The sequence below is a fragment of the Paenibacillus sabuli genome (genome assembly GCF_014705605.1).
In the GTDB taxonomy this organism is placed as follows: Bacteria; Bacillota; Bacilli; order Paenibacillales; family Paenibacillaceae; genus Paenibacillus_D; species Paenibacillus_D sabuli.
In genome coordinates this window covers 143,382-160,530 of the sequence record NZ_JACXIZ010000017.1, presented here as the reverse complement: position 1 = coordinate 160,530, position 17,149 = coordinate 143,382, and the positions used below count along the sequence as shown (strand labels likewise).

At 59.4% G+C, this 17,149-nt stretch carries 14 protein-coding genes; all 14 read right to left on the bottom strand.

All coding sequences use genetic code 11. The features are described from left to right. Positions 1–38: 38 nt before the first annotated feature. The 14 genes from glnA to mqnC all read right to left on the bottom strand — a co-directional run bounded on the left by glnA (position 39) and on the right by mqnC (position 17,090). Entirely contained in the window at positions 39–1,463 is a 1,425-nt protein-coding gene (glnA, locus tag IDH44_RS11220) for a type I glutamate--ammonia ligase (protein WP_190917641.1), read from the bottom strand. 331 nt (positions 1,464–1,794) lie between these two features. Beyond that, positions 1,795–2,856 carry a 3-deoxy-7-phosphoheptulonate synthase gene (gene aroF, locus IDH44_RS11215; RefSeq protein WP_190917639.1) on the bottom strand — a complete coding sequence of 354 codons (1,062 nt, stop codon included), beginning with the start codon at positions 2,854–2,856 and terminating at the stop codon, positions 1,795–1,797. 550 nt (positions 2,857–3,406) lie between these two features. After that, on the bottom strand, positions 3,407–4,357 hold the full coding sequence (locus IDH44_RS11210; protein ID WP_190917637.1) for a 4-hydroxy-3-methylbut-2-enyl diphosphate reductase: 951 nt from the start codon (positions 4,355–4,357) through the stop codon (positions 3,407–3,409). Positions 4,358–4,389: 32 nt separating this feature from the next. Continuing rightward, positions 4,390–5,889, bottom strand: coding sequence for a sensor histidine kinase (locus tag IDH44_RS11205; protein ID WP_190917635.1), 1,500 nt, complete (start codon positions 5,887–5,889; stop codon positions 4,390–4,392). A gap of 2 nt (positions 5,890–5,891) precedes the next feature. After that, positions 5,892–6,584, bottom strand: coding sequence for a response regulator transcription factor (locus tag IDH44_RS11200; RefSeq protein ID WP_190917633.1), 693 nt, complete (start codon positions 6,582–6,584; stop codon positions 5,892–5,894). A 121-nt stretch (positions 6,585–6,705) separates the two neighbouring features. Beyond that, the gene (locus IDH44_RS11195) at positions 6,706–8,346 is read right to left on the bottom strand and encodes a S1C family serine protease (protein ID WP_190917631.1); all 1,641 of its coding nucleotides are present in this window, start codon (positions 8,344–8,346) and stop codon (positions 6,706–6,708) included. A gap of 174 nt (positions 8,347–8,520) precedes the next feature. Continuing rightward, positions 8,521–8,943 (bottom strand): YugN family protein, encoded by a 423-nt coding sequence (locus IDH44_RS11190; RefSeq protein ID WP_190917629.1) that lies wholly within the window; start codon positions 8,941–8,943, stop codon positions 8,521–8,523. Between the two features lie 51 nt (positions 8,944–8,994). Further along, entirely contained in the window at positions 8,995–9,651 is a 657-nt protein-coding gene (locus IDH44_RS11185; RefSeq protein ID WP_190917627.1) for a response regulator, read from the bottom strand. After that, positions 9,611–10,684 (bottom strand): sensor histidine kinase, encoded by a 1,074-nt coding sequence (locus tag IDH44_RS11180; RefSeq protein WP_190917625.1) that lies wholly within the window; start codon positions 10,682–10,684, stop codon positions 9,611–9,613. Before IDH44_RS11180 ends, IDH44_RS11185 begins: the two co-directional genes overlap by 41 nt. Positions 10,685–10,691: 7 nt before the next feature. Beyond that, on the bottom strand, positions 10,692–11,687 hold the full coding sequence (gene liaF, locus IDH44_RS11175; RefSeq protein ID WP_190917623.1) for a cell wall-active antibiotics response protein LiaF: 996 nt from the start codon (positions 11,685–11,687) through the stop codon (positions 10,692–10,694). A gap of 238 nt (positions 11,688–11,925) precedes the next feature. Continuing rightward, positions 11,926–12,459, bottom strand: a complete 534-nt coding sequence (locus IDH44_RS11170) for an RNA polymerase sigma factor (protein WP_190917621.1) — start codon at positions 12,457–12,459, stop codon at positions 11,926–11,928. A gap of 128 nt (positions 12,460–12,587) precedes the next feature. Then, complete coding sequence (thrS, locus tag IDH44_RS11165; RefSeq protein WP_190917619.1) at positions 12,588–14,525, bottom strand: threonine--tRNA ligase; 1,938 nt, start codon at positions 14,523–14,525, stop codon at positions 12,588–12,590. A gap of 401 nt (positions 14,526–14,926) precedes the next feature. Further along, positions 14,927–15,880, bottom strand: coding sequence for a putative sporulation protein YtxC (gene ytxC / locus IDH44_RS11160; RefSeq protein WP_190917617.1), 954 nt, complete (start codon positions 15,878–15,880; stop codon positions 14,927–14,929). 73 nt (positions 15,881–15,953) lie between these two features. Then, a complete protein-coding gene (mqnC, locus tag IDH44_RS11155) occupies positions 15,954–17,090 on the bottom strand; it encodes a cyclic dehypoxanthinyl futalosine synthase (RefSeq protein ID WP_190917616.1) in 1,137 nt (378 codons plus the stop codon). Positions 17,091–17,149: the final 59 nt, after the last annotated feature.

Genomic DNA, 17,149 nt, shown 5'->3' with positions numbered 1-17,149 from the left:
CTCCCGCTGGGAGGCCCTGCTGCAATCGCGAACGCGAATTAGCAATCGAAGTAAAGGCTGAATTCGTGAGGGTGCGTACGAATGGCAATGTCCTTTGTTTCTTGACGCTTGAAGGAAACGTAGTTCGCAACGAAGTCCGCGGAGAATACGCCGCCTTCCGTCAGGAATTCCGAATCGGCTTCGAGCGCGTCAAGCGCTTCGTCCAGCGAGGACGGGACGCTGCGAATTTCGCTCTTTTCCGCGTCGGACAGCTCGTAAATGTTCTTGTCGTACGGGCCGTAGCCAAGCTCGCGCGGATCGATTTTTTTCTGGATGCCGTCGAGTCCGGCCAGTAGCATTGCTGCGAACGCCAGATACGGGTTGGCCGTGGAGTCCGGTGTACGGAACTCGATGCGGCAGCCCTTCGGCGTGACCGCCGCGACCGGAATACGGACAGCTGCGGAGCGGTTGCCTTTGGAGAAGACCAGGTTAACCGGCGCTTCGTAGCCAGGCACCAGGCGCTTGAACGAGTTCGTGCTCGGATTCGTGAGCGCGATCAGGGCAGGCGCGTGGAACAGGATGCCGCCGATATAATGCAGCGCCATTTCGCTCAGGTTTGCATAAGCGCCTTTTTCGTAGAACAGCGGCGAATCACCGTTGAAGATCGATTGGTGAACGTGCATCCCGCTGCCGTTGTCTCCAAAGAGCGGCTTCGGCATGAACGTAGCGGACTTGCCGTATTGCTGCGCTACATTGTGTACAATGTACTTGTACTTGAGCAGGTTGTCGGCCGTCTTCGTCAACGTGTCGAAGCGGAAGTTGATCTCCGCCTGGCCGGCTGTCGCCACCTCATGGTGATGACGCTCGACGCGCAGGCCCGATTCTTGCATCAGACGGACCATTTCGCTGCGGATGTCCTGTTGCTTGTCGACCGGCGCCACCGGCACGTAGCCGCCTTTGACGCCTACCTTGAAGCCGAGGTTGCCGCCCTCTTCCTTGGTGTTCGTGTTCCATACCGCTTCTTCGGAATCGACTTTGTAGGACGAAGTATTCATGCCGCTCTCGTAGCGAACGTCGTCGAATACGAAAAACTCGGATTCCGGCGCGAAAAATGCGGCAGTTCCGACACCGCTTTTTTTCAGATATTCTTCCGCTTTTTGCGCGATGCTACGCGGATCGCGATCATAACGGTCGCCATCCGGCGTAAAAATGTTGCACATGATATTGAGCGTCGGGTGATCCGTGAACGGATCGATATAGGCTGTCTCGGTGTCCGGCATCATGACCATATCGGATTCTTCGATCCCGCGGAAACCGGGGATCGAGGAGCCGTCGAAGGCCACCCCGTTTTCAAAAGTTTCGGCTTCCACCTCGGTGGCAGGCAGCGTGATATGGTGCGCGCGGCCGGAAAGATCCACAAAGCGGAAATCGACGAACTGAATGTTATTTTCGTTGATCGTGTCCAACACTTTTTGTACAGACATCTACAATTTCCTCCATTCCCGAACATTAGCATGGTTTTGAACTGCAATCGTTCAATTTTTGCGTTAAACTCTTTCGCTATTATAAAACGGCCTCTAATCACCGTCAATAGCTATGTAAGGTATTTTTTAAGGGGGTGTAAGGTATTCTGACACTTTTGACGATAAGTTCACACAATATTTAAATCCGTATATTGACACCTTTCGACACATGCATTTGGATAAGCGTTTTCACTTCAAAAACGAGACATTGGGGTCGTTCTATGAAAAAAGAACCTGTTCCGCGTTTCGTACGCTGGAAAGGTCCTTTTCTTTCTGTTATTCAAATTTTGACTTACTTTTGCCAAGTGGCAAAGGCTGCGGCCGGCGCTTTTTCGGTGCTAAACCGCTTGCCGACGAGCGGGGCCAACTGCTCCAAGTCCTTGAGCAGCGCGGCGAATTGGTCGGGGAACAGCGACTGCACGCCGTCGCCGGTCATCGAATTGTCCGGGTCCGTATGCATCTCGACGATCAATCCGTTGGCGCCGGCTGCCACCGAGGCCTTGGCCATCGGCTCGACGAGCTCGCGACGACCCGTGCCATGGCTCGGATCGGAGATCACAGGCAGATGACTGAGCCCCTGCAGGACCGGAATCGCGGCGAGATCGAGCGTATTGCGCGTGTAGGTCTCGAAGGTGCGGATGCCCCGTTCGCACAGCATGACGTCCTTGTTGCCGCCGGCCAGAATGTATTCCGCGGCGTTGAGGAATTCGTCATAGGTCGAGCTGAAGCCGCGCTTGAGCAGCACCGGGGTGCGGACTTCGCCGAGCTTGCGCAGCAGATCGAAGTTCTGCATGTTGCGTGTGCCGACCTGCAAAATGTCGGCGTACTCCGCACAGACGTCAACGTATTCCGGTGTCATGACCTCGGTGATCGTGAGCAGCCCGTGCTTGCGCCCGGCCTCGGCCATCATCTTGAGGCCTTCGACTCCGACGCCCTGGAAGCTGTACGGGCCGGTCCGCGGCTTGAAGGCCCCGCCGCGCAGCACTTGGCCGCCTGCGGCCTTGACAAGACGTGCGATCTCATCGATCTGCTCCGGCGATTCCACCGCGCACGGGCCGCCCATGATGACCAGGTTGTCGCCGCCGATCTTGACGCCCTTGATGTCGATAATCGTATCGTCGGGATGAAAATCGCGGCTCGCCAGCTTATACGACTTTGAAATTTTAATGACGTTTTCCACGCCTTTCATTTGTCGCAGGTGCTCGGAGAGCGTCGGCTCCGCCTGCCCGATAATGCCGATCACCGTGCGGTCGGTCCCCCGCGATACATGGGCCTGCACGCCGGCCTTCTCGATATGGGCGACAATTTCCGCAATGCGTTCTTCCGTAACAGTCGGATTCGTAATGACGATCATAAATACCCGCTCCTTTTTGCGCTTCAACGCGTATACGCTTTTAAGCTGTTATGCTGTTATGCTGTTATGCTGTTATGCTTTTAATCGCTAAAGCAATTATAGCCGACGGAACAGCATACCGTCAAGCGCCTTTATCCTAAAAGCTCATAAAGGCCAACGAACGCTCGCTCCCCAAGTGTTTTACGCTAAAAACCGGCGAGCGCTTGGCCTTGAACCGGATTCCCGGCCAAACAAATTCCCGCCGCCGGAGCGGATTCCACCCTGTAACCTCACATTTTGCGCTTATTCCCGCCGCCAGAGCCATTTTCGTCATGCAGCCTCACATTTTGCGCTTATTTCTGCCGCCGGAGCCATTTCCGCCATGCAGCCTCACATTTTGCGCTTATTCCCGCCGCTCATGCAGATTCCGCCCTGTAAGCTCACATTTTGCGCTTATTCCACCGCCGGAATAAAAAAACCGCCGGGCATGTGCCCGGCGGCCGGTGACTGTTCGCCTAGCCTACTAAGCCTAGACCATCAGCAGAGTAGTTTCGGCTCTTCACCTACGCCTCTACGCCTTCGATTTTTGACGAATCGTCGGCAGCAGCTTGTTTTTGTTGACCGTGCGCTTCTTGTCCCACGTCTCGGGCACAGCCGGATCGTATTGCTCGAGGAAGGCAATGACTTCCTTCGTGATCGGCGTCGGCGTCGAAGCGCCCGAGGTGACGGCTACCCGGTTCACGCCTTCGAGCCAGCCCAGCTCCAGCTGCTCCAGGTCGGCGATGCGATACGCCGGCACTCCGGCGATCTCGTGCGACACCTGCGCCAGACGGTTGGAATTGTTGCTGCGCGGATCGCCTACGACGATGCACAGGTCCGCGTCCTTCGCTTGCTCGGCGACAGCCTCCTGCCGCACCTGGGTCGCGAGACAGATTTCATTGTGAATCTCGGCGGATGGATACTTCTCCAGCAGTCTGTTGATCAGATGGCGGATATCCCATTGCGACATTGTCGTCTGATTGGTAATGATGACGCGGGCATCGTCCAGCTCGAGCCGGTCGATCTCCTCCTCGCGCTCGATCAGATGCACCCGGTCCGGCGCGATGCCGATGGCGCCCTCAGGCTCCGGATGGCCTTTTTTGCCAATGTAGACAATCGCATAGCCTTCAGCGGCCTTTTCACGAATCAGATCATGCGTACGCGTCACATCGGGACAGGTCGCGTCGACGACAGTCAGCCCCTTGTCGCGAGCAAGCCTTCGCACTTCTGGAGAGACGCCGTGCGCTGTGAAGATGACGGTTCCCTTCTCGACTTTCTCGAGAATCTCCAAGCGGTTCTCGCCGTCGAGCGTGATGATGCCTTCCTTGTCGAACGCCTCGGTGACGTGACTGTTATGCACAATCATGCCCAGTATATGAATCGGGCGCGGCAGGTCCAGGTTTTTGGCCGTCTGCAGCGCCAGCACCATCGCGTCCACGACGCCGTAGCAGTACCCGCGCGGCGATATTTTCAGTACATCCATTTCTGCGTTCACCGCCTTTCCGGCAATAAGCGTCAGCTGCGCTCCTCGCCTTCTTCATCCATTATACCCGAATCCGTCTGGCTCGAAAAGGCGACCGGCAGCCAAATCACAAATGTGGTGCCCTCGCCCTGACGCGTCTTGACCTCGATCGAGCCGCCGTGCTCGTCGATGATCCACTTCGCAATCGAGAGGCCGAGTCCCGTGCCCGCCGTCTTGCCGCGCGACACGTCGGCGCGGTAGAAGCGCTCGAAAATATGCGGCACTTCCTCGGCATCCATGCCGATTCCGGTATCGCGCACGATCAGACCCGCCTGGCCGCTGACGGCGATCGCCCGCAGCTCCACCTCGCCTTGCTCGGTGTACTTGAACGCGTTCTCAATGAAGATAAATAGCAGCTGGCGCAAGTAATCCGCGCTGCCTCGTATGACGGCGCCGGAGAGCGCGCTCAGATCACCGACGCAAAACTCGGCGCGGCGCGGCAGCAAATGCGCGCGGCGCGCCACTTCCTGAACGATCGGCAACAACTGGACGTCGGTCTTCTGCATCATATAGCCAGCGTCGGCACGAGCCAGTGACAGCATATCCCCGACCAGCCGAGTCATCCGCCTCGCTTCCTCGGAGATATCCTGCATCGCCTCCATCGACATCTGGGCCTGATCGTGATCGACCACCAGGTCGCGGGTCGCTTGTCCGTCACCGCTGCCCAGCCGCGGACGCCACATTTTTTCGAGGAGATCAATGTTGCCCCGGATTGTCGTGAGCGGCGTGCGCAGCTCGTGCGATGCGTCCGAGACGAACCGGCGCTGCGCCTTATACGCTTCGTCAAGCTCGTTGTACGCCTTCTCCAGGCGCTCGAGCATGCCATTGAGCGTGCCGGTCAACCTGCCGAGCTCGTCGCCCGCCGGGCCTTCGTACGGGATGCGCACGCTCAGATTCGAGCCGCTGTCGATCTGGCTGGCCGCGCGAATGACGTTTTCGATCGGCTGCAGCGACTTGCGCGCGAGGAACAAGCCGATCGTGAAGGCGAGCAGCACGACCGCCAGCGACGAGAGCACGAGCGTATTGCGAAAATTCTCCAAAAAACGGGCCTCGCTCTCCGTGTAGCTCGCCACCTGCAGCAGCCCGATGACGATATTATCGGCGACAATCGGATGCTGATACAGGATGAACGGGTAGTTCAGCCCGGATACCCGGATCTCGGTGAAGCCCGGTGTCACGTCGCCCGCGGGACCGGGATAGGGGAACGTGATCTGCTCCTCGATCAGTTGGTTGGAGCGCTTGACATCCCCGTTCGTATAATTGACCAGTTGGATGATCAGATCCCGATTCGTGATCCGCGGATGCAGATCGATCTGGAACAAATTGATGCGCGTGCCCTCGATCTCCAGACGGTTCGCCTCCTGCATCAGCCGCGACTTCATGTCATTGTAGGTCATGTGGTTGACATACAAAAAGAGCGCAATTCCGAAGGCAAGCAAGGTGATGGCCAGCAGACTCGAATACCAGAGCGTCAGTCGAAGCCGAATGGACATGGCTACGCTCCTTCGCCCTTCAGCACGTACCCCGTGCCTCTGACGGTCTGGATCAAGCGCTTGCCGCCGCCTTCTTCGGTTTTTTGGCGCAGCATCGCAATGTAGACTTCAAGCACGTTCGATTCTCCGCTGAAGTCGTAGCCCCAGATCTTCTCCATGATCGTCTCGCGTGTCAGCACGCGCCGCGGATTCTGCATGAACAGGTGCAGCAGGTCAAATTCCTTGGACGTCAGCTCGAAGCTGCGTCCGGCGCGAATCGCCTCCCGCGAATCGAGGTCAAGCGCCAGATCGTCGTAGACGAGCCTGCTGGCCGCATGCTCGTGCTGCTCCTTTTGCCGCCGCAGCAGGGCCCGTACCCGCGCCAGCAGCTCCTCCAGCGCAAAAGGCTTGACCAAATAATCGTCGGCCCCGAGATCGAGTCCGCGCACCCGGTCGGAAATATCGTCCTTGGCCGTGAGCATCAGGATCGGCACGCCGCTGCCGCCCTCGCGCACGCGCTGCGCCACCTCCCAGCCGTCCACCTGAGGCATCATCACGTCGAGAATGAGCAGATCCGGATCGTGATCCATCATCAGCTTCAGCCCCTCCAGACCGTTCGGCGCCGTCAGCACCTCGTAGCCTTCAAAGGCGAGGCTTCGCCGCAGCAGAGAAATAATTTTTTCGTCGTCGTCGACGACCATGATTTGCGGTCTCATCGGCATCTCCTTCATCAGTCCGATTCTTCATCCCTACGGCCTATTCTAACATGGTCCGGGCCTTACATGGAAAAAAAAGCACGGACAGGCTGCGCCTGTCCGTGCCGGCTCATACATGCGACTAACGCTGCAGCGCCGATGCGAAATCGTTGCGGTCGCCGATGACCACTTCAAGCTCCAGCTCCCGGCCGCCGCGCACGACATTCAGCGTGACGGTGTCGCCAACTTTCTGCGTTTTGATCGCCTCCACCAGCTCGCTTGCCGTGGCGTGGCCTTCGCCGTTCAAGCCGACGATGACGTCGAACTGACGCAGATCGCCCTGGTACGCCGGCGAGTTGTACAGCACGCCTTCGACCAGCGCGCCTTCCGCATTTTCAATTCCGAGTTGCTCGGCGTATTGCTCGTTCATGTCGAGCAGCGTAGCGCCGATGAACGGAATCGGGATGTCCTCGTTGTTTTTCAGGCTGTCGAGCACGCTCTTGATCGTGCTGGTCGGAATGGCGAAGCCGATCCCTTGCGCTTGCGAACTGACCGCGGTATTGATTCCGATGACCTCTCCGCTCGTATTAATTAGCGGACCGCCGGAGTTGCCAGGATTAATCGAAGCGTCGGTCTGCAGCAGATGCTCGTAATTGCGCGTCCCCTGCTCATCCGGAATGCTGATCGGTCGCTCCTTGGCGCTCAGCACGCCGACTGTTACGGTATGATCGAAGCCGTGCGGATTGCCGATCGCCACGACCCAGTCGCCGATTTCGATTGAATCGGAGTCGCCCAGCGGCAAGGTCGGAAACGGCTCGTCGCCTTCGATTTTCAATACCGCCAAATCCAGCTCGTAGCTCGAACCCAGCAGCTTTGCTTCAAATGTTTTGGCGTAGTCCTGCACCGTCACCTCGATGCGCTCGGCGTCGCCGATGACGTGCTGATTGGTCAGAATGTAGCCGGTATCCTCAAAGATAAAACCGGAGCCCAATCCGAGCGGGGTCAGCTCGCCTTGCCCGCTCCCATTCCCGTTCGGCGTTGGCGTGGTGTACTCATCGCCGAAAAACTGCCGAAAGAAATCCATTGAATCGCTGCCGCTAGCACCCGTGCCCGACCGCGTGAACGTCTCGATTTTCACAACTGCCGGACTGGAGGCCTCAAAAATATTCGCGATATTGTCCGGCCGATCCATGACGACGTTGGCCAGCGAGGTCGATGCGTCGCTCGAGTTGCCGCCCGCCGTTACAGCGGAGGCAGTCTCCGTCTCCTGTGCCAGCGGACCGGCGGAGGTGAACCAGTTCTGGTAGTCGGCCGCGGCCATCAGTCCGCCGACCAGCAGCACGCCGGCCAAAAACGAAATCGCAATCGCCTTGAACGACGTCCGGCTCTTCTCCCGTACTTGCCAGCCGGCGCTCTGCCGCGGCTGGGATTTGCCCACAGGGGCAAATCCGCGCTCCTGCGCCGGCGGCGTAATCTGTACGTCCTCTTGCCGTGTCAAGCGTTCGGAGGATGCAGCTCGCGGATACGCGTCCGTTCCGGCGCCTTGCGCACCGCCCCCGGTCTTGAAGGGGCCGTACGTGTAATAATGCGACGGACGCTCCGATGCATTCGCTTGGGGCCCCTCCTGCTCATGCCGCTCGCGCTCATGCTGCTCCTGTTCGTGCTGCTCGCGCTCCTGCTCGTACCCGCGCTGCGCTTTGGGATCCCCTTCTTCGGACCTGCGCTCCGAGTCCCCCTCACGGAAAAAGTCATCATATCCGTTTCTTCTGTTCTGATCGTCCATGTTTCGCTTCCTCCCTTTTTTCGATCTGCACCACTGCCTTTGCTGATTTCTATTTTGCACAACCGACCTTAAAGCAATCTTAAAAACAATTTAAACGAAAATAAAAAAAAACAAACCGCAGCGGCGCTGCGGCAATCCATTAAGCTGGTACTTACCCAGTAGCCGGGCGCTTGTTTATCGTGTCTGATCAGGAAAAAGATTCTCCACCTCGCGCAGCGTCTGCTCCGCCTGCGCGACCCAGTGCGCGCTGACGGACGCGTCGGGGTCGACGGGCGACTGGAACTGATCGATCAGACTGCCGAGCACGCGCGGCTGCGCTTCGCCGTCCACGCCCTCATTGTACAAATGGCGCAGGACAAAAGGCTGATAAAATTGAATTTTGGCGTCGTTTTCCGATGCTTCCCCGTCCAGATTGCCGTTTGTCACGGCAAAGGGCAATCTGAGCCACACCTTCTGGGCCTCGTCCAAAGGCCGATCAAACGAGCCGTTCTTGTAGTCCCAGCTGCCGCCCAAGGCGAAGCGATGCCGCTCCAGCATCTGCTTCACCTCGCTAAATTCCTGTTCGCGCGATTCCAATTTTGAAGACAACGGGATCATGGCGCATACCTCCTGGTCGATGCGAATTCGGATGTATTCCATTATGCCCGTTCAGCCGCGGATCCATCCCTTGCGGTGCGCCAGCACGGCCAACTGGGTGCGGTCCTCCAGCTCGCATTTCATCAGCAGATTGCTGACATGCGTTTTGACCGTCTTGATGCTGATATGCAGCTCCTCGGCAATCTCCTTGTTGCTCTGGCCGTCCGCGACCAGGTACAGCACTTCCTTCTCGCGCTCGGTCAGATCCTCTCCTTCGTCCTGCGCCGTACGCTTGCGCAAGCCGCGCGTCAGCGCCTGCGATACGTCCGAGGTCATGACCGGCATCCCCTTCATCGCGCCGCCCAGCGCATAGATGAGCTCCTCGGAGGACACGGTCTTGAGCACGTAGCTGACGGCTCCCGCTTCGATCGCGGAGACGACCTTCTCGTCTTCGAGGAAGCTCGTGAGCATGACAATCTTGATCGCTGGTTCGAGCGCCATTACCTCGCGCGTCGTCTCTACGCCGTCCATGCCCTTCATCATGAGATCCATCAGCATGATATCCGGCCGACCGCCGTCGATTCCCGCGCGCAGCATGCGCAGCGCTTCCTCGCCGCTTGACGCTTCGGCCACCACCTCGTAGCTCGGTTCCAGCATCAAGTACGTGCGCAAGCCTGCCCTCACCATATCATGATCGTCCACGATCATGATCCGCCATTTCGTTTCCATCGCCCGCCTGCTCCTTTTTTTTATATTTCGGAATGACAACCCGCACCCGCGTGCCGCCTCCCGGCTTGCTGATAATCTCCGCGTCGCCGCCCAGCCGCTGCGCCCGCTCGCGCATCGTCGACAGCCCGTAGGAGCCGCGCTGCACCCGTCCCGCGCGGAAGCCCTTGCCGTCGTCCTGCAGCGACAGGAAGAGCTGACGCGGCGTCTCGACGAGCGACAGCGTCACATGCGTCGCTTCGGCATGCTTGACAATATTGGCCATCGCTTCCTGAATGATCAGGAAAAACTGGTGCTCCTTGCCCTCGGAGAGCTGCTCATCGAGCCGCCAATCGAGCGTGCCCTGCAGATCGTTCTGGCGGCAATAATCCGGGAACCACTTGTCCAGCGCCTGCTCCAGCGACCGCCCTTCGAGCTCGAGCGGCCGCAGCTTGGCGATCAAGCCCCGCATCTGCTTCTGGGCCGCAGAGGACATCTCGATCAGCTGGCGCAGCACCTCGTCCGCCTTGGCGCGATCCAGATCCAGCAGCTTCGGCAAGGTCGAGCTGGACATGTGAATCGCGAACAGCTGCTGGCTGACCGTGTCGTGGAGATCGCGCCCCAGCCGCTTGCGCTCCTCCATGACCGCCTCCTCGTTGGAGGCGGCCTCCCGCATCACCTGCTCCTCGCCGATGCTCTGCAGCAGCTCCATCCGCTGCTCCATCACACCCGCCATCACGTTGAATTCGCGATATACCGGGTAAAAGGAGCCGGCGCTGCCGCTTTCGGGCAGACGGACGGCGAGATTTCCGCTCGTCGCCTGCTTGAGCGCCAGATGCACCTCGTCGATGCGCCGATGCACGCGCTGCGCCGCCCAATAGCCAAAGGCCGTGCTGACGACGATCACGGCGGCCGCCACCGTCAGCCAGCGCTCAAGCGGCTCCATCTGCGCCAGCCAGCGATGCCCGGCATAGAGCGCAATCAGCGCGGCCGAGGTGGAAGCCAGGAAGAACAGTACCAGCTCCCATTTTGAACCGCGCAGCATACGGACCATCATGTCAGCCTCACCCTACCTTCGTCACGCGAATGTCGCCGATAAAGGAGCTGATTACCAACCGGATTCGCTTCTCGTTCTCATGGTCCCCGTAAGCCTGTGCTCCCGCTCCCGTGCCGGGCGGTATTTTGCAATCGCCGATGAACGTGCTGGAATGCACCTCGATCCCCACCTCGTGATCGACCGGTACGAATACCTTGACGTCGCCGATGAAGGACGATACCGTAATCCTGGTCTCACCATACGGAATCTGCGCCTTGGTCAGGTCCAGCACGGTGTCGCCGATAAAATGCGAAATGTTCATCGGCGTCAGTTCCCAGTAATCCTGTCCGATGTGAATATCCCCGATAAAGCCGGAACGCGTCTGCACGGAAGGATCGGAATTCCACCACTCCACTCGCTCGTGGCGGCGCCGTCCGCCCGCGTGACCATGACGAGACCGCTCCTGCCAACCGGACGCGCCGGTGTCGTAGCGGCCGCCGGCGCCGGGTTGACGGTCGTCATCACGCTGCCGCGCTTGCTCCGGTCCGTACTCGGCCCCCGGCGCGCCGCGCATGTCGCGGGTCGGATCGGGATGGAGCGGCGGCGGGGGAGGCGGCGGCGGCGACATCTCGTAGGCCTGCCACTCCTCCGACTCCTGCCGGCCCTTGCCGCTGTCGCGGCTGACCATCATGCGCACGCCGACGATGATCAAGACAACCGGAATCGCATACGGTATCAGGTCGCCGATCGAGAAGTGGTGCAGATTGAGCGTACTGGACAAAAAATAGACGCCCAGTCCCATCATGAACCAGTTCCACCAGCCCGAGCCTTGGCCATAGCTTCCGCTCGACGAGCTGCCGAGCACGCCATTCAAGCCGATGACGATCAGAATGACCGGCCAAAACGTGGCAATGACATCGCCGAGGTCAAACGTTATAATGTCCAACTGCCGCAGCAGGATGGCCAGTCCGAGCCCGACTATAATCAATCCCCATAACAAACGTTTCGTCACATTGGTGTTCATAGGTTCTTCCCCCTTATGCTCTCAAGTATACCGTAACGGCCGAAGCGCTCAAAGGGGCGACGGATTGAACCGCATCTCGGTCTCCAGCATGAGAACCAGGGATTAAATGCAAATAATCACCACATTATTCCACACGAAGAAAAACGTTGAACCACTCGGCGCATAAAAAAGCCCGCCCTAGCAATGCTAGACCGGGCCCTGAGGCTGCCGCCGCTTCTATATGAGCATCGCATAACGCCTAACCGTCGTTCGCGGCGGTGGCCGATTGCTTGAGCCGCTGCTTGCTGCGGTGAATGCGCGCCTTCACCGTGCCGAGCGGCATGTTCATGGCATCGGCGATCTCCTGATCCTTGAAGCCATAATAGAACTTGTACAAAATCATTGTGCGCGAACGCGGATCAAGCGCGCCGAGCAGCTCCGAAATCTCGAGCATCAGCTCCGCCTCGGTAGGCGAAGGCGAACCGCTCTCCTCCTGCTCCTCGGACAAGGCGCAGTGGGCCCGTCCACCCGCATAGCGGCGATTGACATTGTGTGCGACATTTGCCGTGATGGTCTTGGCCCAGGCCGCCAGCTTGCTCTGCTCGCGCAGCGAATCGCGTTTGGCGAGCATGTTGACCCAAGCCTCCTGCACGACATCATGCGCGTCGGATTTGTTTCGCACCCGGGAATAAGCCACGCGGATCATCTGGTTGTACAAATCGCGCAACAACGCCTCATGCTTCTCAAGCTCCACTCCGCTCGGGTCGTTTTCTTGAGACAACCAGCTTTTCATTTTCATACCCGCCCCACATTGTTAGCGTTTACAGGCTCTGTTTAGATAGCTTTATTTTAGCATATTCTGTTAAGAAAAAAAAGAAAATTTGTCGCCTGCCCCATCCGGCGACCGGCGACAAATTTCGATCAGCTTTGTTTATCGGCAATTTCGCGCTGTAATTTTTCGAGCAGCTCCTCTGCCGGCAAGGCGCCGAGATCGCCCTCCCCGCGCTTGCGCACGGAGGCGCTTTGCGCCTGCGCTTCGTTGTCTCCGACAATCAGCATGTACGGAATTTTTTCAAGCTGCGCCTCGCGAATTTTGTAGCCCATCTTCTCGTTGCGCAGATCGCATTCGACCTTGACGCCCCCCGCCAGCAGCTGCGTCTCCAGCTTGCGCGCGTACTCCTCGTAGGCGAGCGAGACCGGGATGATGCGGGCCTGAATCGGGCTGAGCCAGAGCGGCAGCGCGCCGGCGTAGTTTTCCAGCAGGAAGGCGGTCATGCGCTCCATCGTGCTGATGATGCCGCGATGGATGACGACCGGCCGGTGCTTCTTGCCGTCGTCGCCGACGTACTCCAGCTCGAACCGGTCCGGCAGCAGGAAATCGAGCTGCGCCGTCGAGAGCGTCTCCTCCTTGCCGAGCGCGGTGCGGATCTGCACGTCGAGCTTCGGCCCATAGAAGGCCGCCTCGCCCTCCGCCTCGTAGAACGGCAGCTCCAGCTCCTCCACCACCTCGCGCAGCATGCGCTGCGACATCTCCCACATCGCGTCGTCCGGGAAGTACTTCTCCGTATCCTGCGGATCGCGGTACGACAGCCGGAAGCGATAGTCCTTGATGCCGAAGTCCTCGTACACCTGGCGAATGAGCGCGATGACCCGCGCGAATTCCTCCTTGATCTGATCGGGCCGGCAGAAGATATGCGCGTCGTTGAGCGTCATCGCCCGCACCCGGTGCAGCCCGGTCAGCGCGCCGGACATCTCGTAGCGATGCATCGTGCCCAGCTCCGCCACCCGGATCGGCAGATCGCGATAGCTGTGCATCTCGCTCTTGTAGACCATCATGTGGTGCGGACAGTTCATCGGCCGCAGCACCATTTCTTCGTTGTCCAGCACCATTTTCGGGAACATGTCTTCCGAATAATGCTCCCAGTGCCCGGAGATTTTGTACAGCTCCACATTGGCCAGCACCGGCGTATACACATGCTGATAGCCGAGCCGTTCCTCCAGATCGACGATGTAGCGCTCCATCGTGCGGCGCAGCTTGGCGCCGTTGGGCAGCCACAGCGGCAGACCTTGGCCGACCTCGCGCGAGAAGGCGAACATGCCGAGCTCGCGGCCGAGCTTGCGGTGATCGCGTTTCTTGGCTTCCTCGAGCAGGTGCAGGTGCTCCTCCAGCTGCGACTTCTTCGGGAAGGCGGTGCCGTAGATGCGCTGCAGCATCTTGTTCTTGGAATCGCCGCGCCAGTAAGCGCCGGCAATGCTCAGCAGCTTAAACGCCTTGATGCGGCCGGTCGACGGCAGATGCGGACCGCGGCACAGATCGAAAAACTCGCCCTGATCGTACATCGTGATGACCGCCTCGTCCGGCAGGTCGCGAATCAGCTCCAGCTTGAGATTGTCGCCTAGCCGCTCGTACGTCTCGAGCGCCTCCTGCCGGCTCACCTCGCGGCGCCGGATGTCCAGGTTCTCCTTGACGATGCGCTGCATCTCCTGCTCGATCTTCTCCAGATCCTCCGGGGTGAGCGATTCTTCCATATCGATATCGTAATAAAAACCGTCCTCGATCACCGGTCCGATGCCCAATTTCACCTGGCGATCGGCAAATACGCGCTTGATCGCCTGCGCCATCAAATGCGCGGTGCTGTGCCGGTACACCTCCAGCCCGTCCGGCGTGTCGACGGTCACGATTTCGATTGCCGCGTCTTCGTCCAGCTTGGCGTATACGTCGACGACCTTGCCGTTCACCTTGCCGGCAATCGCTTGCTTGCGCAGTCCCGAACTGATCGAGCCGGCGATCTCCTCGATGCTGACCCCGACCTCGTATTCGCGCCGCGCGCCATCCGGCAGCGTCACTTGAATGCCCATATTCCTTCATTCTCCCTTCTCTTGCTCAAAGCGCCAAAACGGCAAAAAGCGCCCGTCCCGAAAGGGACGAGCGCATAAGCCTCGTGGTTCCACCCTCATTCGATCTGCGCGCGCCGCTCGGCGCCCGTCGATCCTTGAAGCATCCGGTAACGGGGATGAATCGGAACGTCCTACTGCCTGGCCCTGGCGGGCAAGGGTTCAGCCGATCGGCTCCAGAGGGGTCGCGCTGCCAAGTCGATCGGAAGGAACTTGCAGCCGGGGTTCCTCTCTCTGGACCGCGAGCCGGGCAGTCGGTGGCTCTATCGTTGCCGTTGCGTAGCGATTGCGCGCACCGCCCATGACTGGCCGGTACTTGCGCCGCTTTGCTTAAGATGCATTATACGCCGGATACGGCGAATCGGTCAAGTCGGTACCGGATCACGGCGCGGATCGCGGCGATGCGCCGCCATACGGCAAGTCTGGCAGCTCCCGCACACCGTCACCCGCTCGCCAAAAATCGCCCGGATCGTCCGAATGACCTGCTGCTCCGGCCGCTCGGTGTGAATCACAATCTGCCGCGGCGAGACCGTGATTAGCGAACTGACGATCCGATCCTCGACGTCCAGCTCGAAATGTTCCTGCCCGCCCGGCAAGTCGCTCGCCGGCGCCTCCGACGCACTCGGAGGGTCGAGCGGCCGGAGCTCGTAGTTGCAGAGCCTGAATTGCCCGTCCGCCTCCTGCAGCACGTGGACCACCGAGGTCTTGGCAATCTGGGTACTGACAAAATACCGCAGCAATTCAAGAAATTCGTGGTACTGCTTGTCTAAAATCCACTCGTCGACGGCCTGCTGCATCACCTCGCGCAGCGCCGCACGGTAGGCGGACAGTCTGAACCGAACGAAGCCGTCGAGGTCGATCCGACGCTGGCGCTGCAAAAAAGGCTGCAGTTCGTCCTTAACCCGCCGGATGCGAAGCTCGCGTTCGCGCCTTGCGGCCTGGGGATCGGGCGCTTCGGCATGAAGGGTGCCTTCGAGCAGCCGCCTGGACAGCACAGCGATACGCCGCCGCTCCTCCTCGTCCTCGTAGCCGGATTCCTTGGCAATCAAGCCTTCCAGGAGCGCTTCTTCCCAGTGATCGACAATGTAGGCCGAGAGCCCGGCCGCCGCATGACGCAGCACCGCCGCACGCTGCTCCGGCTGGCATGCCGTCCGGTCCGCCGTGCAGCGGATCGTGCCGTCGCCGGGCTCGATCTCCCAGCGCAGCTCGGGGGCGCTTCCCGGCCCGTCCCACTCCGCATACGCTTCGCTCAAGTAACGCGACAGCTTCCAGATCGTCGCCTCCTCGGTGCAGCGCAGCGCCACTCTGAACAGCTCCATCATGGCATGCTCCTTTCCATACACAATCAGTATATGGGCAGGAAGCGGCGGATATACGATGAAGGTTGTGGCATTAGTTCTGCATCATGAAATCCCTCGAGACGGTGTCGGCGTCGGTGTAGGTTTTCAATATTTCATAGCGCGTGTTGCGCTGCGCCGGGATTTTGCCGGCCTCGCGGATGAGCTGCAGGATCAGCTCGATATTGACCTTGTGCGTCGTGCCGGCGGCGGAGACGACATTCTCCTCGATCATCGTGCTGCCGAAGTCATTGCAGCCGTACGACAGCGACTGTTTGCCGACATCCGGTCCCATCGTGACCCAGGAGGATTGGAAATTGTCGACGTTGTCGAGCGTGATGCGGCTGATTGCCAGCGTCTTGAGATACTCCTCCGGCGTCGCCTTCTCCCGCTTCATGTTCGTGTTGTCGGGCTGGAACGTCCACGGGATGAAGGCCAAAAAGCCCTTGGAGCCCGAGCTCCCGCCCAGACAGGCATCCTGGGCCTCGCGCAAGCGATGCAGATGAAGCGCCCGCTCCTCCATCGCTTCGCCGAAGCCGATGACCATCGTGGCGGTCGTATTCATGCCGATGCGATGCGCGGTCTGCATGACGTCCATCCAGTCGCGCCACGAGCCTTTCAGCCGGCTGATTTTGCGGCGCGTGCGATCGTCGAGAATCTCGGCGCCGCCGCCGGGCAGCGAGTCCAGTCCGGCCTCATGCAGCGCGCGCACGACTTCCTCCAGCGTGAGGCCTTCCGAGACGTCTTTCATTTTCAGAATTTCCGCCGGCGAGAACGAGTGCATCGTGATACCGGGAAAATGGGCTTTGATTTTTTTCAGCAGATCCGTGTAATACGTAAACGGCAGATTCGGGTTCGTCCCGCCCTGCATCAAAATTTCGGTGCCGCCGACGTCGATCGTTTCCTGGATTTTGCTCAGCACCGTCTCGTCCGGCAGGACATAGCCTTCCTCGGAGCCGGGCTTGCGGTAAAACGCGCAAAAACGGCAAAAAACATCGCACACATTGGTGTAGTTAATATTGCGGCCCACGACAAACGTCGTCACGGGCTCGGGATGGCGCCTCAGCATCAGCTGGTTCGCCGCGGCGCCCATTTTTTCGATCTCGTCCGATTCGAACAGGGTCGTTGTATCCTCCAGGGTTACCCGGCCGCCGCTGAGGGCGGTCTGCAAGATGCGGTCGACTTGACTCATTCGTACGGGTCTCCTCCTCAAAAGCAAGCTGTCTGTCTATGTTCTAAGCCTATCATATT